Genomic DNA, 20,317 nt, shown 5'->3' with positions numbered 1-20,317 from the left:
GGCATCTCTAACGCTTATTTTAGCGTACCAGCCAGCTACCTTTGCATTGGGGCATCTCACTTTTAAAAGCAGTGGCAGTAACACTTTAGCTATTTCCGGAGATGTCTATTGAGAGTGAAGACAAGTCCTATGAGTTTTGATTTTTTTCGTATCATCCTCCCCTCCGTCACGGTGGTTAACCTACTGAGGTAGGGGAACCGTGAAAGGAGGGCAAGTCTGTCGCTGCTTCCCTGAAAAGTACAAAATTTTTGCATCCTAGAGATGCACATTGCGACATGGCTTGCTATGCCCTAAAGGTTTTTTTGGGATACTCTAATCAAAAACATCAGTGCTATTAGATGGTTGTATGTTGGTAGTTCCTTGGTGGTTTCTTGGCACATTTATTGTCAATAAGCCTTTTTATTAACAATAAATCATTATACTAATCATACTGAGTGGTGGTTGAATGGCGGTTCAACGGTTGTTGTTTGGCGGTAACATGGTAGCTCAGTAGTTGTTATCTGGTGGTTTGGTGGTAGTTCAGTGGCACATTTTTGGAATCGAAATCTTGAGCAAAAAAGTAAAGACTTGATCAACGGCTATGAAAAAAAATAACCAACTGGATAAAATTTGCTGGATAAAAATAGTCAGTAGGTAGATAGGCATGATTTTTATTTGCACTTAACTTAAAAGGAAGTTGTTAGCTAAACCAGAATCAATGTCAAACTTGATAGTCAGTTTTGACCCTGGTGCTTCCTTGACCAAAATAGTTTACGAACTAGCAACTGAAGGCCAACCATGTTTGATGACAATGGAACCAGAAATGCTAAGGTTGCCGCAAAGTTCGATTGACGCTTATATGTCAAGTCGCAAGGGTCTTGAATCTCCTAACCCATTAGATGAAGCCTGGGTATCTTGTACAGCAGACGGTGATACACAATGTACGGTAGTTGGATTTCTGGCACGTCAGTTTTCAGCATCTGCCAGACTAGATAAACTCAAGTACGAAACTTCAATTGACAAAGCTTTGGCGGTTGTTGGTGCGATCGCTCAACACAATAAACTGCCCAACAGATTTTCACTATCGCTTACTTCACTACTACCCTATGGGGAATATCAAAATCGTCAAGCCTTTGAAGAACAGTTACGAGTGGCACTCAAAGATTTTAAATTTCGGGGTCAAAGGTTGCGGGTAAAACTAGAACGATTCGAGTGTCTACCTGAAGGTGCGGGATTAGCGATGATTCGTCAACGCCAGAATGGTAAAGAATGGTTCAACTCCCAAAGCATTGCCGTGCTGATGTTTGGGCATCGCAATACCAGTCTACTCTTATTTGAACGAGGGAAGATGACAGCGGGTTACACCAATGGGCTGGGCTTTCACCAAATGGTAAAGCGGGTAATTGAACGCACCTCTGGACAAGATGCCACTGCTTTAACTGCTGCCATTTATGCAGCAGGTTCAGATATTACAACAGACAACCAAGCAATTCGCGCTTTGGTTAAAAGCAGAGATGCAAAAAATATTGATTATGAGTTGCAGATGATTGTTAATGCCATTGCGACTGCTAAAGCTGAGTATTGGTCTAGGCTTTACGATTGGCTGGAATCAACTTTACCTGCCGTCAACGAAGTGATTTTGAGTGGTGGCGCAGCTTTGTACTTAGAGCAAGAGTTACAGGATTGTTTTGAAAGCATTCAGACTTACTGGGGTAATGATTTACAGCAACAGGTACAAGAAGCATTTAAAAATGCCAGTAATGATTATTACCACAATTTCCGAGAGCAAGAAGCATTGTCCTTTAGGTTAATTGATGCTTTTGGTTTGTTTATGCGGTTTAGAATGCATCAGGAGAAAGTAGCATGACGACAAATAAAAAACAGCCTCAAAATAATGGCAATAATGGACATCACAACAAACAAAACAGTAGTAGCAAACGGTCTAAAGGTATTGATAGTAATGAAAATGACAGATATCGTAAAGATTTCAAATTTCACTATCGTCCTTACTCAAATACAGTAGATGGGCTGTTAATCACATATTTGCAACAGGGAGATGGAGCGCGTTCTAGCAAAGAGATGGTGTTGCAGGCATTAAGAATGTGCTGGTTGCCGTTAGCATACAAAGCACAAGCAGGTATTAGTGATCAAGAAGTATATCGGGTTGGTTTGATTTGTTGTCATGCCTTGGAGCAACATTTGGCTTATTTGCGAATGGAATTAGGATTATCACATAAATCAACTGATGTTTTGCCTGTACCTCTGGGTGCGATTGCTAATCCTCAAAACTTGGCTGCTATGTTCAATTTAGATGCTAGTAATTCCAGTATAAATGATCATGAAAGCAGCAAAATTCAAGTTAATAGTAATCAGCCAAATAATCGCATTGATTCCGATTCTTTTATTCCAGGCAAAGGATCTTTTTATGATGAATCTGAGGATATGTTTGCAGATATTTAAGCATTTATTGATGCCAAATTAAATTAATTCAATCACAAAGGAGAGAATAAGATGGCTACAATTCACTTCATTGATGGTGAAAAAGGTGGTGTTGGTAAGTCTTTGTTTGCCAGAGTCATGGTGCAATACTGCATTGACAATAAATTACTTTATGAATTGGTGGAAGCTGACCAAAGTAATCCAGATGTAGGTGCATTTTACCCAGACAATCATAAAACAGCCATTTTTAGTGAATCAGAGCGCAAAGCTTATGAAGCTGATGAAATCTTTAATTTGGCTCTGACAACTTCTGTAATTGTCAATTTACCTGCTCAAGTCTACCCAGCAGTAACTGATTGGATTGAGCGTAATCAAATTCTAGAAATCACTGGCAAAAATAAAGTCAAGATAAATAAATGGTTTGTTTGTAGTGGAGGATATGACAGTGTGCAGTTATTTATGCAATCTCTTCAAAGATTTGAAAAAAATATTAAACATATATTTGTCCGTAACTTTGGTTTATGCGATGATTGGAAACACATAGATGGACGTGAAGATTTACAGGATTTAATTAAGGCTTATAAAGTAGCCGTCATTGACTTTCCCAAGTTTAGCTATCGAGAACGGGATCTCCTTGATGCCCATCGCATAAATTTTTCTCAGGCTAAAGATTATGGAGAATTAGGAATATTAGGTAAGCAGAGACTGCATAGTTTTCTCAAAAAAGCTTGTGAGGAAATTGAAAAAGCTAAAATTTGGAATCTACCAGCAGCTTCAATTACTCCACCCTCAGAAAAAGCTGATGGTGCTAATACTAATGGCAAAGTTGCTACAAAGAAATAACCTATTTGACACTCTTCAATCTAATAGCGGAGTGTGGCTCTAGTCATAGACTCGCTCGTTTCCTAATTACCGAGTTATCCTATGAAGAATTATCACCCTGAAGAACTCGATTTAGATGATGATTTTTTGGATTCAGTAGCAGCTAGAGGTAAAGGTTTAAGCCGAATTCCTTACCCTACTTTACTAGATTTAGCCATTCGTGGTAAGGATGATGCTTTTAAAGCTAGGGTTTGGGAAATAGTTGTTCAAACTGGACTTGACCCCGATGATCCAGCATTTCTAATGATGATTGCTACTGGCAGACTACAAGTATTGTTAGAAGACAGTCCTCAAGAAATGGAGACAATGTTTGACCAGTGGCAAACGCAGCTTTATGACCATTTGCAAAACTACGAAAAAGCAGCAGTCAAAGGACAGCAGAAAGCGATCGCTCACGCAGTCACGACATTAATTAAGCATACAGAATTTGAGCGTGCCATTCATTCAGTTCCATCATTAATTGCCGCTGAAATACTCTTATTGATTACCGCAACAGTGGGTGGAATTCTGGGTATAGGTGCAATGCTTTGGTATCAATCAAGCAATTTAGACCCAACTGGTTCACGCCAACTGACTCAACAAGAAGCTAATGCTTTGGAATGGGCAACTACTAATGAAGGTAAGTTTGCTCGCAATTTCATGGAATGGAATCGAGATTTATTGAGTCGAGATAATGCTGGTCAATTGGCTTGTACTAAGGAAGTGAAACGCTTGGGAGTGACACTGCAAATGGGATCAAGCAGCAGAAAAGCAGTATCAGGTTTTTGTACTCTTTGGATACAACCTCCTAATCAACGCAAGTTTGTCTCTCAATCAAAAAATTAGTTGTTTAATTGTGAAATAGGAGTGAAATAAAAGATGAGCTACAAACTTCGTGCAACTTGGCTATTAGTAATAGGAATAATCCTAGCAGCTTGTACCCCTAATACTGTGGATATAAGTGGAAAAAGTGAAAGCAATATAGCCAAAGCACAGACTCCCTCTGTACCTAATCATCCACCAATGTATGATGTTGCGGTAAACGTATGTGGGAATATCATTGCCCCGGTTAAAGAGGGGAAACGCTGTATCAAGCACAATCTGCGTTTGTGGGGACCAGTAGAAGAAGCTAAATTGGTTCAGACTGGTATTCCTCTGGGATCAATGTCTGCTGTAGATCATAAATTAGCAATTAGCTCTAAAGGCTGTTATCCTGAATATTCTCTACCTTCCCAGCAGCAGTTTTATTGGGCGGATCTCCTGATTTATGTGAATAAAGCAGGAAAGAAACCAACAATTGAACTGAACAAAACTCAACTGTCCAACCAAGAAATTTTCAGTTTAATGAATAGTCGGTTTTCTAGTCCAACAATTACCACGTTTGGTGGGGTTGGTTGCAAACCGTTACCTGTGAAAAAAAAGTAATTTTTCAGCCAGATAACGAGTTTTTACGGGTAAGGGTGGGTGGGCAAAAAAGCTACCCCACTTAAACCACTTGAATAAGAGGAAAGGGCGCAGATGGTCGCCCCTTTGCTCAGATCAACGGTGAGAGGAAATAACCGCTTCCCCTTGCCTCTTTGGCTACTGGTTTCACCAGTAGATACTTAAGATGCTTCAGCAAATCTAGCTGCACGTTGTTGTTTGTGAGCTTTGCGTCGCTCGCGCACTGCATCCAAATCCTTTAATCCATAAAAACGTTTAGCATAAGCTAGCAGTTCATTAATGGGAGTATCAGCATAGTCCTGGCGAAACTCTGCATTGTGTTCGTTCCAATCAAATTCTTCTTGATTAAACCTTGCTTTAGCAGCGAGTTCTCGTCCACTTTCCTCTCGCAAAACTTCGAGTACCATTAATCGTACTTTATCTTGATATCCCATTACTTTTTCCAAAGCTTTGGTTTCTTGTTGATTACGTTTCCGTTTAATTGGATTTTCCTTACCTTGATATTCCATCGCTTTTTCTAAAACTTTAGTTTGTTGCTGAATACGTTTCATCGCATTGTCCTTTGATTAACGAATTACTTACTTGTATCTCGCATAGATAGCATCGACAGATGCCTTCTGAATTAAGATTCACTTTTTGATTGCTAAAATTCAGTTGCAATTATAGTTGCAATTATTGTCTTCAATTCTGTTTGTTGTATTAGCTAAGCGCTCAAATAAAATGCCCCGATTCAGATAATTCGGGGCATAATAATTAATCTTCAACCTCTAAATCTTCGTCATCTTCATCCTGTTCAAAATCGTCATCTATCCAATCATCTGAGTTATTACTTAAACCATTAAATCCCTCCATGCGTTTAGAGCGAGCAGCTTTATGAGCAGCACGTCTATCTCGAATTTCATCCAGATTATTCAAGCCGTAAAGTTTGCGGGCATAATTCACCAATTCTTTCAATGGTGTGTTCAGATAATCGTTACGAAACTGTGTGTTATGTTTTTCCCAATCAAACTCTTGTTCATTAAATCGGGCGGTAGCTGCTAATTCTCTCCCCGATTCTTCCCGTAATACCTCAATTACCATCAAGTGGACTTTTTCCTGATAAGTAATTACTCGCTCTAAAGCTGGAATGTGTTTTTTAGTTTTAGAGGCTGTTTTAGTGGCTTTGCGAGTCTTCAGCATGAGAATTACTCCTTGATATTTTCTGTTTTTCTCATAGAAACCGCATCGAAAGATGCAATTCGCTGAAATTTCCATTCGTTGCTTCTTTCCAAAGTTTTACTAGATTTAGTTTTTTATAGGCATTGCTGTGAGCATAACTTGGGGGATGACAAGTTATGGCTCATGGGATAAATCTTTGTGCTTTTGAACAAAATTTAGATATAGCAATCCTAAATGATTCATGAACACTTCTGTCCCCTGTTCCCTTCCATCACTGAACTGATAATTTCTCAACTCAAATAGGATTGCTATAGTTTTAGCTTCTAATTAATTCCGCATTTAGACAATGACAATTTATAAATTCAAAAAATTGTTTGAGATATTATAAAAAGTGATAATTCCGATTTTTCTGGATTATTTTGTTGAAACTCCATAAAAAATAACCTGTATTGTTGGTAGCAATACATGGTTATTTGTAGTTGTAATTCTGTTACTTGTTGAGAATCAATTACTCGTCATCGTCCTCATCATCTTCATCTAAATCGTCATCTTCATCCAAGTCCTCATCGAGTTCATCGTCATCATCCTCATCTTCGTCCAAGTCCTCGTCAAGTTCGTTATCTAAATCATCCAGTTCTTCCTCTTCTTGTTCTTGGAATGAGTTGCGACGTTCTAGTGATGCCCGGTTGAATTCGACTAAATCAGCTATTGCTTGCTCCGGGTCTTTGCTGATTGTGTCGTACAGCATACTCATGAAAATAGCAACTACTTCTGGTGCATATTGGAGTGTATCTGGTTGTCCAAATAATTTAGGAAATAATTTGGTGTTCCATTTCTGCCAATCAAACTTTTTATTACCGCCTTTCTTTTTGACTTGAGCGGCAATATCAAGTCCGAGTTTTTCACGGGCTGCATGACCGACTTTAGTAGAAATTCTTGAGTCCCGAAGCTGTAATTTAATCCCATATTCTTTGAAGATTAAATTCCGCAATTCTTTCAATAATGCTAATGCTTCCTGTTGTGGTGAAGCCTTTACTACCTTAGATTTAGTTGTGGTAGCTGTGTTATTTGTTTTCGTTGATACTTTACCGTTAGCTGTGTTGCGAGTATTGTTATTAGCACGAGTTTTGGCGATTGCCATTTCACTTTCCTCCTTTAAGAAGGTGAATTTTTCACCTCCTTGCCGCAATCGCGGCTTTCATCTCCATTTATTTCCAATTTCATGATTGAAATTTCAAATCTATCTTTGCTGTCACAACCATTTAAACTACTCGAATGCCAGCAAAGTGCTATCATTTAGGTAATGATCTGGTAGTAGACCAGCACTAGCAAAGGAGGCAGTATGGCAACAATTACGATTCGTAATATATCTGATGAGTTGCTTGAGCGCATTAAACGCTTGGCGGCACAAAAGGGGGTTTCGATGGAGCAAGAAGTCCGCGATTTGTTGCAAAAACGTTATGGGCAAAGGGATGAAGTGCTTGCTCGTATTCGTCAACGGGCGGAGGTATTACCTATGGAAGCAGAAATTCGGGTGCAGTCTTGGAAATCAGAAGGACGACCTTGATGGTAATTGATACGATGGTTTTCGCCTATGCCCTCTTGCACGTAGAGAATAAGTATGAACAGGCGCTCGCTGCTTTAGAAAGTGTAGATCAGATTGTGGTTCCTGATTCGTTGTTTGCCGAGTTGGGCAATGTAATTTGGCAATGGATACAATTTCGACAATTACCATTGCAAATGGGATTAGATACAATGCAAGATGCTGAGGCATTGGTTGATGTCATGATTTCCAGTTCTCAAATTCGAGATGTTGCTTTAAAACTAGCAGTCCAGGCAAATCATTCGTTCTACGATACGTTATTCGTGGCAGCAGCAATTCAATCTGATACTCAGGTGTTGACTTATGATCAGAAACTGGCGGCTAAGTTTGGTGATAGGGTTCTATTACTGGAATAGATATTGCTGTTATTCAGGTAATAAACATAGCCCATTGGTTAGTAATAATTGTCCATAAGGCAAAGGCATTGGTAATGACTTTGTTCTACAAGGGGAAAGTAAGTCATTCACATCAAATTCATGAAATTGACAGACTGGCCTGCCTTAGCTAACCAAAATACGGCAATTGTGGCTGTGGAATATCATACCCCTGACAGAATGCAGATTTTACAGCAGTTTTATCATTGGGGTGAGGAACGGTCTTTGTCAGTTTTTCTTTGGAATCCCGGTTACTGTGAACTACAGCAATTAATTCAGCATCAAGGTCAGTATATTTTACAGCCAACTGACAGAGGTAAAAACCAGGATATTCTTGAGTATCTTTTGACAGACTATCAACCAGGTATTTATTTATTGGAAGGGATGCTACAGCAAGATGAAGGTAGCAAAATTAGTCAAAAACTGAGTTATCAACTGCTGAATGCTTATCATCAAGCTTTGTGGAGTCAGCAGGATATTTACTGGGTATTACTGGAAACTTACGTTCAACTACCTTTAGAATTACAGCCTTTTATTCCGGTGCTGTCTTATCCACTGCCAGACCAACAGCAGGTACAACTGATTGTACAGCAGTTTTGTGATTGTTGTTCGCATTTGGTTTTAGATACACTTTTAGATACACATTCGGTTTTAGATAATCTTTATCCTTCATCAAACACAGTTTTAAGTTTCAAGGGGAGTAATGCCAATTTTCAAGTTTCAAGAAACCAAACAATGCAAAAGCTTATTCGTGCTTGTCAGGGTTTGCCTGTAGGTGAGATAAGGATGCTACTAAAGCAAGGTTTAGGTTTTGCAGAGCAGCTTGAGGATATCGCCCAATTAGTTCTAGATCATAAAGTTAACAAATTAAAGGGACGGGGTTTAGAGTATATTTCCCAACCTGATATACCTTCAGATGGAGGTTTAGATTTACTCTCAAAACGGTTAGAAACTATTACCTGTTTACTACAACCAGAAGCACAAAAATATAATTTGAAGTTTCCCACGGGAATGCTGTTATGGGGACCACCGGGGACAGGTAAAAGTTTATCGGCTAAGTTAGCAGCTAAGAAAATGGGATTGCCACTGTTAGCCGCTAATTGGGGTGTACTATTGGGTAGCACTCATCCTGATCGAGCGTTAAAGGAGTTTATCGCTTTGGTAACATCCCTTGCTCCCTGTGTTCTGTACTGGGATGATTTTGATAAGGGTTTTGCTGGCTGGGACTCGAATGCAGATGGAGGTGTTGCCCGGCGGTTGTCTGCGGGATTGTTAACTTGGATGCAGGAACACCAAGAACCTGTTTATACGATTGCCACTATCAACCGCCTAGAAATGTTACCTGCGGAATTAGTGCGTCGTTTTGATGATGTGTTTTTTGTAGATTTACCCCATGAGGGGGCAAGATATGAAGTTTTCAATTTACATTTAGCTAAGTATTTTTCAGCTTTTTCAGGTAATGATTCATCTTGGAGTGATGAGCAATGGCGAAGGCTGTTGGCTGAGTATAGGATTTGCACTCCAGCCGAAATTGGTAATGCTGTGCGTCGTTGTGCTGAGAATGCTTTTGCTCAAGGTAGACCAGGACAAATTGAGTTTGAGGATTTGTTAAAACAGCGATCGCTCTTTACTCCAGCAATGGAGCGAGAATCAGAACAAATGCAGGCTATTCGCAATCAGGCTATTTATGCTCAACCTGTGTCAAGCGAGGATGTTTCACCGTTTGCTTATCAGCATCGGGAGTTATTCGAGTGAGCTACGGAGCATAATTTTAATAAGGCATAATTATTAGGACTTACGCCTGTGTATGCCAAGACCAAGAGCCAACGATAAAGAGATACAAATACGGGGCATTCACTACTGGAATTCTGCCTTTCGTGACCCTTTAATCCAGAAAACTGATGTAGAAGCCAGATATGACCCATTTGATGTTGGAATCACTTATGCCTATATCCGTGGTCAATAGGTTAAATGCATCAGTGAATATTATGCAATTTTCAAAGGACGCTCAGAAAAACAAATTTGGCTGGCGACTGCTGAGTTACGCTTTTGTAACTCTAACCATGACAAACAATTAACAGTGAGAGCTAACTTTTTAGCTGAATTTCTATCAACTGCTGAAGCAGAGGAAGTTTTACGGGAGCAACGTTTGCGAGACGTTCAAACTTTACCCATCGTGGGATACAGAGAAAACTGCCATACACGCTCGCTAGATTTATCCCATATAGGAAGTCACAACAAGAAATGGTGTGTGAGGGGAGATGGGGTATTAATCGGAGATTTTGTCGGATAAAAGATAAGAGTTACTTATTTTGTATTTACTCCCCTTTTGTTATATGATTTTTATGAGGCCATACGGTTCATTCGGAGGTTAGAAGTTGTATGGGAGCAAACGCCGATTTAATTGCAGGAAGAGGTTCAACGAAGACGCAGGGGGAAGTTAGGACAACAGGTGGAGTCGAATCTCCAGTCGAATCTCCATCTGAATTATCCCCCTTGCTCCCCCCTAAGAGTTCCCTTACCTCTTCTTCAAAACCGAATTACCAGCCACAGGCAAGTGATACGAACATTGAGGCAGATAAATATCTATTTGCTCGCCTACGACAACTTTCGCTTAAACAACGCTTAGAAATGTTGGTTGTTCATGATCGTGGAGTGAAGAAACTTTGCCTTGTAGGAATTAAATCCCGACATCGTGGCGCGTCTGTGGAGGAAATTCGTTGTGTTTTTACCCGTGCTGTACTAGGAGAAAAGTATTCTCTTGATTTTCACCCCCAAGGTAATGATGAAAATATGTGGATTCAGGATTCAATCTCGTTGGCAGCAGAATTACACCAAATTTTTGAGTCCACTAATATTCCTTACTATGTAAGTGGTGGTGTTGCATCTTCGCTGCACGGTGAACCCCGTTCCACTCGTGATTTAGATTTGGTGATTTCAGTCCAATCTGACCAAATTGATTTGTTGGTGGCGACACTTGAAGATGCGGGATATTATTGTCCCGCAGGTGCGGTTGAGGGTTTAAAGCAAGGAAGTGAACGAATGCTGAATATCACTCATACCGAAACTATTGCGAATGCAGACTTATATATCACTGATGTTTCGCCGTTTGCAGTGTCTCAGATGGCACGTCGCAGGCTAATTGACTTAGAAGGCATACCTGCGTTTTGGGTTGCTTCCCCAGAAGATACAATTTTACAGAAGTTACGGTGGGGTAGGGGAAGTCAATCAGAAAAACAGTGGCGCGATGTCTTGGGGATAATGAAGTTGCAAGCAGAAAGTTTGGACTACACATACCTGGCAGAATGGTCAGAATTCTTAGATTTGGTTGATGCTTTGTATAGGGCTTTTACCGAAGCTGGTGTGTAATACAGCAGCTTTCGATGTTATAAAGTACACACATCTAGCGGTCAAGACTGCGACAGGTCTTACAGTGAGCTTGCGATGCCCTGAGCTTGCCGAAGGGTCGAACTGCTCAGTCCGAGGATGCCTACACCACAAGAGTTTCATTATTCAAGTTTGTACCTCCTAACAGGACTTAAACATTTTTGAGGAAGAAATAAGCCTTAAACTCTTGCGGGATAAGGGAAATACACCAAATGCCCAAAAACGCCTGTACCTCAGATATACCAACAAACCAATCGAAACGATGTCAAAGTCTTTTGGGATATACATTTGAGGGTATTTTATCGGTATTTTTTACCTAAGTTCCACTAACTGCGAAATCCGCTGTATTTAATTTGGTATTCATCAAATGCGATTAACTCCGTCACTGAGATCCGCTCAATCGCCTGACAGTTTAGAAAAAGATTCTTTACCACCGATTAAACTCATCCCACTGGAGAATAACAATGCCGCATCTGCCCATACTTCCACAAAACTGAGTAGAAAACCGAAAAGGATAACAGCACCCACTGATATTCGTTTTGTCAAGGTACAGGAATTTTTACGCAGCAATAACCTTGCGCCTAACAGCCGTAAGCTTTACGAACGCGAACTGAAACGGTTTTTAGCTTGGACAGAACTGCACTATCATGATCTGCGTCCACGTCATTTTGGGCAGTACAAAGAGTATTTGCGAGATGATGTACGTACTGATACTAGTAAACCTCTTTCTAAAAGCAGCATGAATGCGGGGATTGCGGCTCTCAAAAGCTTTTTTAAGTGGATGTGTTATACGTATCCTGATGTTATTGCTACCAATCCGACAATAGGCATCAAACTAGAAAAAGTACCCCTACCACCTGCCCAAAGTTTAACGCCAGAACAAATGCAACGGGTATGGTCAGCGTTGGAATTGCTGGGAGAAACAAAGCAACGAGATACGGCGCTGGTTCACATTCTCAGTCATGGACTGCGGGCTGGGGAAGTTGTACAGTTAAATGCTGGGTCTTTTGATGGCAAGCTGCTGTTTTTACCCGATACGAAAACTAATGAACCGCGCTTAGTACCGTTACGCCAAGACAGTCGGGAAGTGGTTACAGAGTATTTGCAATGGCGAGAACAACAGGGGGAGGTTTTGACTAGCCTGAGTCCATTGATGATTTCACACCATGCTTCATATCAAGGCGAACGCTTGAGTTATCATGGGATTTACTTTGCTATCGAAAAAATAGGTGAAATTGCTGAAGTAGAAGGTTTGCATCCTCACTCCTTTCGTCATACCTATGCTACTGATTTATTACTTTTGGGTCTTGATCCTGCCCATGCTCGGAAGCTGACGGGACATCAAAGTGAAAGAGCATTTCGACGGTATACACTCCGCAGCGAACAAGAAGCGGCGATTTCTGCTTATTATCGGGCTATTGGTGAAGAGGAATAAAAGGGTATTGGGTATGGGGTGTAGATTCAAGAGTGTCAAATATAATTTATATTACTGAGAGCAAAAAATTATGCAAATTACTTTAGACATACCTGATGAGATGGCGCGAGATTTAGAATCTCGCAAGGAAGATTTACCCCAAATTTTGGCTTTAGGATTGCGAGAAATTAGTGCTAATCCAGCGACGGGTTTTTCTGGACTAACTGAAGTTTTAGAATTTTTGGCAAAGTTACCATCTCCTCAAGAAATTTTAGCTCTCCGTCTTTCGCCTATGGTTCAGGCTGAAATTGAATCTCTTTTAGACAAAAATCGTAGTCAAGGTTTGGATGAAAGGGATCTGTGTCTGTGGCAACATTATGAGTTTATTGAGCATTTGGTACGTCTTGCTAAGGCTCAAGCTCTACTCAGGTTACAACAAGGTGCATGAGTAAAACTTATATTCCTACCAATTTACGACAAATTGTGTTTGAACGCGCTCAGGGATGTTGTGAGTATTGTTTAATTCCAGAGATGTTGGTTTTGGCTACTCATCAAATTGATCATGTGATTGCGGAAAAACATGATGGTGCAACGGTGTCAGAAAATTTGGCACTGTCCTGTTCGCTATGTAATCAGGCTAAAGGTAGTGATATTGCTTCAATTGATCCAGAATCTGGTGATACGGTGAGACTTTACCATCCGAGAAAGGATAATTGGGGTGAGCATTTTTTGTTTGATGTAGAAAGCGGCATGATTCAACCTTTAACGGCAATTGGGCGGGTGACGGTCAAGTTATTGCGGGTGAATCGTGCGGAATATCTGCCTGTGCGGAAGATAATTGCTCAATTGGAATCAAATAAATAGGAATTACCGTTTTTACTGATGAGTAATCTTATACTTCTGCTGCATGACGAATCTATTTGAGAAAATCTACTTACACCCTTCCTGTATGCCAAAGCCGTTAGACCCTAAGTGTCAGTTATGCAGCAAGTTACCAACTGTGAAAGCTAAGGTACTACATGGTGCAGAAGGAGATGGATGTTGGAATCCTAAAGTTTGTCACAATCGCCGTTCTTTTTACCGCCGAAGAACTGAGGATAATTCAGCAGAAATTGATGCGATCTCAGTTGAGCCACCTGCAACATATTTTGCGGTGCTATATCTATATAAGGAATCGGGAGATAAGCCATTACACGCCTTGGGTGCAGAACTGTGGCTGGGACAAAAACCAATTTGTCGCTTGGAACCCATTCACTGTTTTGGATTAACTGCGGGTAAGATACGCACGTATACTGACCAAGTATTACAGGCTTTTGCTCAACAATATAGTGTCTCACTATATCAATATAAGGATATGTTTGAGATTAGCCCAAACCATTGTCCAGTGCGCCCCTGTCCGTTACATCCAGAGACAGGGTTTAGGGGATAGGGTGTCGGGTGTGGGGAAGATTTTTTGGTATTTTCAGAATATGTTTAGTCACATAATGTTTTTATTGACGGTAAGTCAGCACTTTTCTAGCTCTAAATAGCCGATAAATCAATTGAAAAATCTTTGCCTTTCTCCACACCCAACCTCAACAGATAAGTTTGTGATTTAGTGATAAAGATGACCAAATATCGTCAGTTAACAATTTGGGATATCTTGGATGAGTTGTCAGAATCTCCACCAACATCTTCACTTGATGCAGTTTGGGGTTGTTTGGATACAGAACTGCATGATTTACCTGTAGAAGCACAGTTATCAAACGCAGCACTGGCTTTTACTCAAATTGCAGATATTCTCAAATTTCGTGCTGAGTCACTGTTACAGGATGTACGCGATCGCAATAGTCCAGATGGACCCGTTATCAGTAGCGATATATTTGCTGGATTGGTGCGAACGACGATGCAGTTGGATTTGGATGATTTGATTGAAACCCCAGTACCACAGACTTTTCAACCACATAGATCGCATCAGTTTTCTCATACTAGCGAATCAGGTGATTCAATGGTAGCACCTGTGGAAAAGGCGCAAGTATTGGCAATGCTGGAAGAGGTAACGAGTTTAGAGGATGTTCATAATTTGGCTAGTGATGAAGATGTGCAAAAATGGCAGAGTGCGATCGCTCACTATCTTGCACAGATCAAAGGTGAAATTTCTTTAACTAAACTTCAACGTATGTTACAGATGCCAATGGTGGAGGTGTGGCTGGGATTGTTGCTGGGTGAGTTTGTCTTGGAGCAACGCGGCGATTTTTATCACAGCCAAAATATCTGGATCATTAATCGCTAGTTAAGCCACACCTAAATAGTATGGGAAAGGTGGTAGCCACAAAGTTGCTAGTTCAAGAAATTAAATGAATTGAACTACCAACATTATTTATATCGTGGCGGAAACCTGACTCATGCAACTTTAGTTGCAGTGTTTTAGATGTTAATGAAAGAAATTGTTGATAATTAGCTAATTTCATGAGATTGTTACTATACCAAAAGCCACAAAATTATGTTTCAGAAGGTATTGTTATCCACGAACTAGAAGTTCGTGGAGTGGCTCAACAAGACATAACAGTTACAAATCAAAATCAAGGGTGAATGTTTCGCTATCAGCATCTTTGGGATTTTCCGGTGGTAATGGAGTTGAAGAAAGCTGGTCTTGTTGACTTTGGTTTGTAGCAACCGGGTTGAAAGCCGGGGTATGTGTAACTACTTGTTGCATGGGGAATGCACCCTTTTTGAAAGCAAAATAGCAATCAATGATAAAGTAAAGCGTCTCTAGGTAACTTTTATCTAGTTGCTGTGATTCGGCAAATATACGTTCTCGGTAGCTATCTTTAATCCGAACTTTTTCCGGGGTCATTGGCTTCGTTCCCATTCAAATTGGTTGATTCAAAATTCGCGCATCATTACCCCTCAAGCTCAAGCCAGGGGCGGTCAGGTCAATTCAGGAGGGCTACAGATTCTTGTTCATCATGGCTTTTGCCATCTCTAGCAATCCACAGGCATTAGCTTCTACGGGATTGTCCAGAATTTTGAACCCGTTCTTCTCCAATAGCTTCTTAAATCCAGGTAACAAGCAGCCTCCACCAATCGCCCAAATTTCATCCCCCTGGTGTTTGGCATCTAGTGTCAGGCTTACGGGTTTCTTTAAGAATTTTTCATACCAATCTTTCAAACAACTGGTGTAGATATCTTTGATGTCAATGTCACGACTGTACTTGGTATGTCCCCTTTCCAAACAAAATCGAATCTGGGAGGCGTTCCCGATTTTCCCCCCGTTGAGACGTTTCATTTTTTCGGCAATGTCTTCGATGAGAACTTCTACACCTGCGGGGTAGGGAGTGTGAACTTCTCGCTTTCCCTGGTTGTAACGAGAATAGAGTGTGGTGCCATTACCAAAATCTAGGACGGTGAGCTTGGGTGGAAGTTGATGCCCAAACAATGCACCCATTCCCTCTGGGACAACTTTGATTATTTCTAGGGTGACATCTGATTTTCTGCCCGCAAGTATTGGTTGATATTCTCCGTTGAGTTCTTGTTTTAAATCTTCTGCTAGTCCTATGTCATGTAAGCTGACGACTAATTTTAAATGCCAAGCTTTACGATGTGGCAGATGTGCTAATCCACCAAATAACATCAACAGTGCATTTTTAATTTTGTTTTCGTTGTGGTCCGTGTTGCGGTCAAAATGATAACCTGTACGAAAAGCAGATTCTCCCACGGTGTAAGCTGCACCATCTAAAACGATTCTTCCTGGTACATCTTCCATCTCTGCTGTGGAAATATAGCTGGGGATGCGAACGACTTCAAATCCATCGACGAAAAGTTTCAGACTACCGTAACCGTTATCGAATCCTGCTGGAAATATTTTTTGCAAGGCGTGAATGTTGGGCATGGGGGTCAAGTGGGATACAAAAAAGGGTGGCACAAAAATACCCTAAGTATCTCCTATATATACCCTAGATAGGGGCTAAAAGTTTAATTATTTTCAATTTTCGCGTTAGGGTATATTTATCCCATAAGTAACCCCCACATATACCCCAAATTATTTTATTTTAGCAATATAGACCCTATTTAACACCTATGCGGGTTATAAGCAGGTAATATATAGGGGTCAAAGGAAATAAATACAAGTCTCTAATCTCTTTCTGGGGTATATATAACCCCTAGAAAACACCTAAGTGTACCCTAAATTAATTTTAGTTAGTAATTTTACGAACGTATAATATTGCGTGCGAGTAGCGATGGAACCAAAATATACGTTAACAACTGATTCATGTGATAACAATAAAATTTATACTTTTTTCAAGGTCTCATTTTCATACTGGAGTTTGGACTAATTTCTTCGACTAAAGCTTCAAACGCAAGCTGAGAAAAGGTTTCAGACTTTAGAAATCTCATTTGGATTCGTAACCTCCAGTGCCTACCTAGTAAGGGTTTCAGCCCATGAAATTCAATTTAGTCCAAACTCCAGTTCATAGTAAATTCAGGCTTTCAGGTTTTTTTCTGTGATAAAAATTGTTATTACAGGAAAAGTTATATTTTAATGCAACGACTCAAACTCAGTGACAGCAAGCATTTTTGGCTTAACATACACTCCTGTTCCAATGCTACTCACGGACGAATATCAATCTTCTTCTAGTAAATTTTCCATTTGAAATAACAGTTTTTCTAATTGTTTTTGCTTTTGGGGATTGGATAAAACCTTGGTTTTTTGTACTCGTCCCAAGATAGATGTAATACGCTGTTTGAGAGGATTTGAGGTATCCTGGCTAGGTTTAGTTTCATTAAGACTACGAATACGTTCTTTAATTTGAGTTAGCGATAACCGACTAGCGATCGCTTCTGCTAGTAAACTTTGGCGTAACTGTTCATTCTTAACCCGTGCAATGGCATTGGCCTTGGTGTACTCAATTTTCCCAGAACGCAGTGCCTCTAAAATATCTATAGGTAGTTTTAGTAAAGGTAGACGATTACTCACAAAAGACTCCCACCCCATCAGCCCTAAGTCAGTAAATATCGCCTTAATTGCTTCAGCTTCTGGTTGACTAATAACGTTATTAGTCAATCGGGAAATATCATTCAACATCCGATAAAGCAAAGCTGTGACTTCATTTGGAGTGGATTCTAATCGCAGTGACAGTAGCTGCAAAATGCCTTCTGTTTCTTCTACTGGATTAAGGTCTTCCCGTTGGAGATTTTCTACTAGGGCAATGGTAAAAGCTTCAGAATCAGTTAATGTTCGGATGGTAACAGGAACTTCTAATAATCCCACAGCTTGCGCTGCCCGATAGCGTCTTTCTCCGGCTACTAATTCATACTGCCCTGGTTGACTTGAAATTGGTCGAATGAGCAGGTTTTCTAAAATGCCATGCTCTTTGACGGATTGAATGAGTTGCTCCATCTTGAGCGGATCAAAATAGCGCCGGGGCTGCTGAGAGGGCAGACTAATAGCAGATACAGCTACCGTTGTTGTTGGCGGTGGTGAATCGCTGGTTGGCTCAGTGTTTTCATATAAAAAATCTTTGAGTTCTCGCCTTTTACTTGACATTCAGCACCTCCAAAGCTTCTTGAAACAGTGCCTCATAATCGGTTGCAGCTTCAGTTGCGGCTTTGCCTGACATTTGAAATACGGTACACCCCTGACCAGGAGCATCAGCAATGCACTGTTTTTGATAGATAGCAGCTTTCAGCAAATGGGTTCCCGTGGCAATGAGAGCTTCTCTGGCTTCTCTCTCTAACACTGTACCTTTGGTGGCTCGGCTCAAAAATAAAGCAGCTTTGGGATAACCAGAGCGCAATTCAGTGGCGTGTTTGATAAAACGCAAAATTTTATGACTGCTGTGTAAATCTAAGCCAGAAGGTTGGCAGGGAACTAAAGCAAGATCACAACGAGCCAGTATTGCTTTAGTAGTTTCAGAAAGTGAACCAGGGGCATCAATCACTAAGGCTGAATACTGGATAGCTAAGTCAGGAATTTTTTCAAATAAATCTTCTGGGTCTTGAATTACTTGGTAAATCAGACCTAAAGATTTAGCCCAGACGGAACTGCTTTGTTGGGCATCAGCATCAACCATTAGTGTTTTTTGGCGTTGACTAAGCCAATACGCCAGATGAACAGCCGCAGTTGATTTACCTACGCCACCTTTTTGATTTGTAAAGGCAATAATCATAAAAATACGCGGTAAGTGGGAAACGAGTGCGTCTTTAGACCTAAGAGGGATGGTATGGCTAACGCCACGCTATCGACATGGCTCATCAGCTACGACACGGGCGGTTTTAACCGCATTGAATCTTTAAAAATTGACGATGATTTAATAATGTTAATGCTTCTTGTTATTGCCGCGAGGTCGCCAGCATTGTTCTTACAGTATTATCTATTGTGCGAATTGTATTGTTAATATTTTTTATTTTTTTGCAAAAACTGAAATGGGTTATTCCCTTCCCAATCAATAAATAGACATAGAGTTAACCCCAAAACTTTCTTGGCTAGACTGAATTTTCCGCTCAATTAATGTCTAATTCTACACTGGGAAGGGAGTAGTAGAGGCTGGACGCTGATAAAGGCTGGTTAAAATCAATGCAGCCAAGCTAAGAGTTAGTGAAGTTTTGAGGATTGTAGACATGATTAATTCTCCTATTGTCTGAAGTTGGATGACCAATTTAAGTCATCAGGTAGAAATAGACAAATAGATTGCTTCAGAGATGGTGAATTTAGATTTGAGTGCTTTTAACCAAAACACTGGTGCTTTAAAAGTCCGTTGTGTGACCTTGACGGTGCAGTTTGGATAGTTGTCTTACTGCTGGAATTAGGGAAGCAATTTTGTTTAGTCACTGATTGATGTGTGATCACAGAATATCTCATTAATTTTGTCATTCGCATAAATAGACAATCGCCTTATTATCACCACCTGTAAATTCATAGATATCAAAAGTAGAAACAGCAAGCTTGTTATCAAAATTATCGCTGTCAACTACTCCTGAGAAGATAACTTGCCCATTCATGTATTTGCCAACATTAATATTATTTACCTCAGACAAAGGATAACAAAACTATGCTCAATACTTCAGTTATCAATTTTTTAAAACCCTCTAAAAATTCTTCAATGAACATCAAAAAGATATTATTAAGTGTCACACTTTCCCTGACTTGCTTGCATCCAAGCATGGCACTAGCTCAATATGACTACGAAATTCAACGATTGCTGGAACGTCGGGAAGATTACAAAATACAAGCAGAAAATCTACAGACAGAGACGGTTTTTTATATGCTAACAAATCCTAAAGCATCTGCTGCTTTATTAGTTTCAGGAGTAGGGATTGCTGCAATCTTAGAACAAAATTTAGATCCAACTACCAAAGTATTATTAGCAGGTATGGGAATAGTTGGAACTAATTATTGTTTAAATCAGCAAAATTTTCAATATTGTGCTAAGGTCGCTACCGATTTAACTTCCTACGCTGTTCAAATCAATAACTATAATCGACAAATAAATTCTATTACACAGAGAATCGGCTCATTACAAAAATCTAATTAATTTCGTTAGTTCCAGAACTAAGCAAGCGTTTATTCTATTGGGGTAGATATAGCGAAGCTGTCACCAGGGGCAAGATAGGCTGAAAGTATTGCCAAGACTGGGTTTCAGAACTCGTGCTTCAAGTCAAGTATAAATACTGAATATA

The 20,317-nt window shown here is 40.1% G+C and carries 25 protein-coding genes; 17 read left to right on the top strand and 8 right to left on the bottom strand.

The window, feature by feature from the left end:
• Positions 1-697 precede the first annotated feature (697 nt).
• The 5 genes from H6G68_RS25385 (at position 698) to H6G68_RS25365 (ending at position 4,704) form a co-directional block, all read left to right on the top strand.
• Entirely contained in the window at positions 698-1,846 is a 1,149-nt protein-coding gene (locus H6G68_RS25385) for a ParM/StbA family protein (RefSeq protein ID WP_190909128.1), read from the top strand.
• Positions 1,843-2,439, top strand: a complete 597-nt coding sequence (locus H6G68_RS25380; RefSeq protein WP_190909127.1) for a hypothetical protein — start codon at positions 1,843-1,845, stop codon at positions 2,437-2,439. The genes H6G68_RS25385 and H6G68_RS25380 overlap by 4 nt, the downstream gene beginning before the upstream one ends.
• Before the next feature lie 51 nt (positions 2,440-2,490).
• Complete coding sequence (locus tag H6G68_RS25375; RefSeq protein ID WP_190909126.1) at positions 2,491-3,261, top strand: P-loop NTPase family protein; 771 nt, start codon at positions 2,491-2,493, stop codon at positions 3,259-3,261.
• Positions 3,262-3,342: 81 nt separating this feature from the next.
• Positions 3,343-4,125, top strand: coding sequence for a DUF6753 family protein (locus tag H6G68_RS25370; RefSeq protein WP_190909125.1), 783 nt, complete (start codon positions 3,343-3,345; stop codon positions 4,123-4,125).
• Between the two features lie 33 nt (positions 4,126-4,158).
• Positions 4,159-4,704 (top strand): hypothetical protein, encoded by a 546-nt coding sequence (locus H6G68_RS25365; RefSeq protein ID WP_190909124.1) that lies wholly within the window; start codon positions 4,159-4,161, stop codon positions 4,702-4,704.
• 179 nt (positions 4,705-4,883) lie between these two features.
• Here the strand turns inward: H6G68_RS25365 and H6G68_RS25360 are convergent, their stop codons facing one another.
• The 3 genes from H6G68_RS25360 to H6G68_RS25350 all read right to left on the bottom strand — a co-directional run bounded on the left by H6G68_RS25360 (position 4,884) and on the right by H6G68_RS25350 (position 7,021).
• Positions 4,884-5,273, bottom strand: coding sequence for a hypothetical protein (locus H6G68_RS25360; protein WP_190909123.1), 390 nt, complete (start codon positions 5,271-5,273; stop codon positions 4,884-4,886).
• A 202-nt stretch (positions 5,274-5,475) separates the two neighbouring features.
• Complete coding sequence (locus tag H6G68_RS25355) at positions 5,476-5,901, bottom strand: hypothetical protein (protein WP_190909122.1); 426 nt, start codon at positions 5,899-5,901, stop codon at positions 5,476-5,478.
• A gap of 487 nt (positions 5,902-6,388) precedes the next feature.
• The gene (locus H6G68_RS25350; RefSeq protein ID WP_190909121.1) at positions 6,389-7,021 is read right to left on the bottom strand and encodes a primosomal protein; all 633 of its coding nucleotides are present in this window, start codon (positions 7,019-7,021) and stop codon (positions 6,389-6,391) included.
• Between the two features lie 201 nt (positions 7,022-7,222).
• Here H6G68_RS25350 and H6G68_RS25345 point away from each other — a divergent pair, with 201 nt between their 5' ends.
• From H6G68_RS25345 to H6G68_RS25300, 11 genes are all read left to right on the top strand, one after another.
• A complete protein-coding gene (locus H6G68_RS25345; RefSeq protein WP_016948731.1) occupies positions 7,223-7,447 on the top strand; it encodes a FitA-like ribbon-helix-helix domain-containing protein in 225 nt (74 codons plus the stop codon).
• Positions 7,447-7,839: a type II toxin-antitoxin system VapC family toxin gene (locus H6G68_RS25340; RefSeq protein WP_190909120.1), complete on the top strand. Its 393-nt coding sequence runs from the start codon at positions 7,447-7,449 to the stop codon at positions 7,837-7,839. The genes H6G68_RS25345 and H6G68_RS25340 overlap by 1 nt, the downstream gene beginning before the upstream one ends.
• A 120-nt stretch (positions 7,840-7,959) precedes the next feature.
• On the top strand, positions 7,960-9,612 hold the full coding sequence (locus H6G68_RS25335; protein ID WP_190909119.1) for an ATP-binding protein: 1,653 nt from the start codon (positions 7,960-7,962) through the stop codon (positions 9,610-9,612).
• A 52-nt stretch (positions 9,613-9,664) separates the two neighbouring features.
• Positions 9,665-9,823 (top strand): Mu transposase C-terminal domain-containing protein, encoded by a 159-nt coding sequence (locus H6G68_RS27450; RefSeq protein WP_242045392.1) that lies wholly within the window; start codon positions 9,665-9,667, stop codon positions 9,821-9,823.
• Between the two features lie 114 nt (positions 9,824-9,937).
• On the top strand, positions 9,938-10,150 hold the full coding sequence (locus H6G68_RS27445) for a hypothetical protein (protein ID WP_242045391.1): 213 nt from the start codon (positions 9,938-9,940) through the stop codon (positions 10,148-10,150).
• Between the two features lie 89 nt (positions 10,151-10,239).
• The gene (locus H6G68_RS25325; RefSeq protein ID WP_242045390.1) at positions 10,240-11,226 is read left to right on the top strand and encodes a hypothetical protein; all 987 of its coding nucleotides are present in this window, start codon (positions 10,240-10,242) and stop codon (positions 11,224-11,226) included.
• 385 nt (positions 11,227-11,611) lie between these two features.
• Positions 11,612-12,679, top strand: coding sequence for a tyrosine-type recombinase/integrase (locus H6G68_RS25320; RefSeq protein WP_190909118.1), 1,068 nt, complete (start codon positions 11,612-11,614; stop codon positions 12,677-12,679).
• A gap of 70 nt (positions 12,680-12,749) precedes the next feature.
• On the top strand, positions 12,750-13,106 hold the full coding sequence (locus H6G68_RS25315; protein ID WP_190909117.1) for a hypothetical protein: 357 nt from the start codon (positions 12,750-12,752) through the stop codon (positions 13,104-13,106).
• On the top strand, positions 13,103-13,522 hold the full coding sequence (locus H6G68_RS25310; protein WP_190909116.1) for an HNH endonuclease: 420 nt from the start codon (positions 13,103-13,105) through the stop codon (positions 13,520-13,522). The genes H6G68_RS25315 and H6G68_RS25310 overlap by 4 nt, the downstream gene beginning before the upstream one ends.
• An 85-nt stretch (positions 13,523-13,607) precedes the next feature.
• Complete coding sequence (locus H6G68_RS25305; protein ID WP_190909115.1) at positions 13,608-14,087, top strand: hypothetical protein; 480 nt, start codon at positions 13,608-13,610, stop codon at positions 14,085-14,087.
• Positions 14,088-14,264: 177 nt separating this feature from the next.
• Positions 14,265-14,930 carry a hypothetical protein gene (locus H6G68_RS25300; RefSeq protein WP_190909114.1) on the top strand — a complete coding sequence of 222 codons (666 nt, stop codon included), beginning with the start codon at positions 14,265-14,267 and terminating at the stop codon, positions 14,928-14,930.
• A 276-nt stretch (positions 14,931-15,206) separates the two neighbouring features.
• Here the strand turns inward: H6G68_RS25300 and H6G68_RS25295 are convergent, their stop codons facing one another.
• The 5 genes from H6G68_RS25295 to H6G68_RS27740 form a co-directional block, all read right to left on the bottom strand.
• The gene (locus H6G68_RS25295; RefSeq protein ID WP_190909129.1) at positions 15,207-15,494 is read right to left on the bottom strand and encodes a hypothetical protein; all 288 of its coding nucleotides are present in this window, start codon (positions 15,492-15,494) and stop codon (positions 15,207-15,209) included.
• Positions 15,495-15,587: 93 nt separating this feature from the next.
• On the bottom strand, positions 15,588-16,529 hold the full coding sequence (locus H6G68_RS25290; RefSeq protein WP_190909113.1) for a ParM/StbA family protein: 942 nt from the start codon (positions 16,527-16,529) through the stop codon (positions 15,588-15,590).
• 732 nt (positions 16,530-17,261) lie between these two features.
• A complete protein-coding gene (locus H6G68_RS25285; protein WP_190909112.1) occupies positions 17,262-18,185 on the bottom strand; it encodes a ParB/RepB/Spo0J family partition protein in 924 nt (307 codons plus the stop codon).
• Positions 18,175-18,807, bottom strand: coding sequence for an AAA family ATPase (locus H6G68_RS25280; protein ID WP_190909111.1), 633 nt, complete (start codon positions 18,805-18,807; stop codon positions 18,175-18,177). The genes H6G68_RS25285 and H6G68_RS25280 overlap by 11 nt, the downstream gene beginning before the upstream one ends.
• A 700-nt stretch (positions 18,808-19,507) precedes the next feature.
• A complete protein-coding gene (locus tag H6G68_RS27740; RefSeq protein ID WP_277925561.1) occupies positions 19,508-19,639 on the bottom strand; it encodes a hypothetical protein in 132 nt (43 codons plus the stop codon).
• Between the two features lie 50 nt (positions 19,640-19,689).
• Here H6G68_RS27740 and H6G68_RS25275 point away from each other — a divergent pair, with 50 nt between their 5' ends.
• A complete protein-coding gene (locus H6G68_RS25275; protein WP_190909110.1) occupies positions 19,690-20,172 on the top strand; it encodes a hypothetical protein in 483 nt (160 codons plus the stop codon).
• Positions 20,173-20,317: the final 145 nt, after the last annotated feature.

Origin of the sequence: Anabaena catenula FACHB-362 (assembly GCF_014698735.1) — a bacterium.
In the GTDB taxonomy this organism is placed as follows: Bacteria; Cyanobacteriota; Cyanobacteriia; order Cyanobacteriales; family Nostocaceae; genus Anabaena; species Anabaena variabilis_A.
The sequence above is the reverse complement of the archived record's forward strand: the minus strand, read 5'-3'. Positions and strand labels throughout refer to the sequence as shown.

Bases quoted from the DNA above. Each gene is read 5' to 3' on its own strand.
- H6G68_RS25385 (WP_190909128.1), top strand. From the start codon at position 698: ATGTCAAACTTGATAGTCAGTTTTGACCCTGGTGCTTCCTTGACCAAA.
- H6G68_RS25380 (WP_190909127.1), top strand. From the start codon at position 1,843: ATGACGACAAATAAAAAACAGCCTCAAAATAATGGCAATAATGGACAT.
- H6G68_RS25375 (WP_190909126.1), top strand. From the start codon at position 2,491: ATGGCTACAATTCACTTCATTGATGGTGAAAAAGGTGGTGTTGGTAAG.
- H6G68_RS25370 (WP_190909125.1), top strand. From the start codon at position 3,343: ATGAAGAATTATCACCCTGAAGAACTCGATTTAGATGATGATTTTTTG.
- H6G68_RS25365 (WP_190909124.1), top strand. From the start codon at position 4,159: ATGAGCTACAAACTTCGTGCAACTTGGCTATTAGTAATAGGAATAATC.
- H6G68_RS25360 (WP_190909123.1), bottom strand. From the start codon at position 5,273: ATGAAACGTATTCAGCAACAAACTAAAGTTTTAGAAAAAGCGATGGAA.
- H6G68_RS25355 (WP_190909122.1), bottom strand. From the start codon at position 5,901: ATGCTGAAGACTCGCAAAGCCACTAAAACAGCCTCTAAAACTAAAAAA.
- H6G68_RS25350 (WP_190909121.1), bottom strand. From the start codon at position 7,021: ATGGCAATCGCCAAAACTCGTGCTAATAACAATACTCGCAACACAGCT.
- H6G68_RS25345 (WP_016948731.1), top strand. From the start codon at position 7,223: ATGGCAACAATTACGATTCGTAATATATCTGATGAGTTGCTTGAGCGC.
- H6G68_RS25340 (WP_190909120.1), top strand. From the start codon at position 7,447: ATGGTAATTGATACGATGGTTTTCGCCTATGCCCTCTTGCACGTAGAG.
- H6G68_RS25335 (WP_190909119.1), top strand. From the start codon at position 7,960: ATGAAATTGACAGACTGGCCTGCCTTAGCTAACCAAAATACGGCAATT.
- H6G68_RS27450 (WP_242045392.1), top strand. From the start codon at position 9,665: ATGCCAAGACCAAGAGCCAACGATAAAGAGATACAAATACGGGGCATT.
- H6G68_RS25325 (WP_242045390.1), top strand. From the start codon at position 10,240: ATGGGAGCAAACGCCGATTTAATTGCAGGAAGAGGTTCAACGAAGACG.
- H6G68_RS25320 (WP_190909118.1), top strand. From the start codon at position 11,612: ATGCGATTAACTCCGTCACTGAGATCCGCTCAATCGCCTGACAGTTTA.
- H6G68_RS25315 (WP_190909117.1), top strand. From the start codon at position 12,750: ATGCAAATTACTTTAGACATACCTGATGAGATGGCGCGAGATTTAGAA.
- H6G68_RS25310 (WP_190909116.1), top strand. From the start codon at position 13,103: ATGAGTAAAACTTATATTCCTACCAATTTACGACAAATTGTGTTTGAA.
- H6G68_RS25305 (WP_190909115.1), top strand. From the start codon at position 13,608: ATGCCAAAGCCGTTAGACCCTAAGTGTCAGTTATGCAGCAAGTTACCA.
- H6G68_RS25300 (WP_190909114.1), top strand. From the start codon at position 14,265: ATGACCAAATATCGTCAGTTAACAATTTGGGATATCTTGGATGAGTTG.
- H6G68_RS25295 (WP_190909129.1), bottom strand. From the start codon at position 15,494: ATGACCCCGGAAAAAGTTCGGATTAAAGATAGCTACCGAGAACGTATA.
- H6G68_RS25290 (WP_190909113.1), bottom strand. From the start codon at position 16,529: ATGCCCAACATTCACGCCTTGCAAAAAATATTTCCAGCAGGATTCGAT.
- H6G68_RS25285 (WP_190909112.1), bottom strand. From the start codon at position 18,185: ATGTCAAGTAAAAGGCGAGAACTCAAAGATTTTTTATATGAAAACACT.
- H6G68_RS25280 (WP_190909111.1), bottom strand. From the start codon at position 18,807: ATGATTATTGCCTTTACAAATCAAAAAGGTGGCGTAGGTAAATCAACT.
- H6G68_RS27740 (WP_277925561.1), bottom strand. From the start codon at position 19,639: ATGAATGGGCAAGTTATCTTCTCAGGAGTAGTTGACAGCGATAATTTT.
- H6G68_RS25275 (WP_190909110.1), top strand. From the start codon at position 19,690: ATGCTCAATACTTCAGTTATCAATTTTTTAAAACCCTCTAAAAATTCT.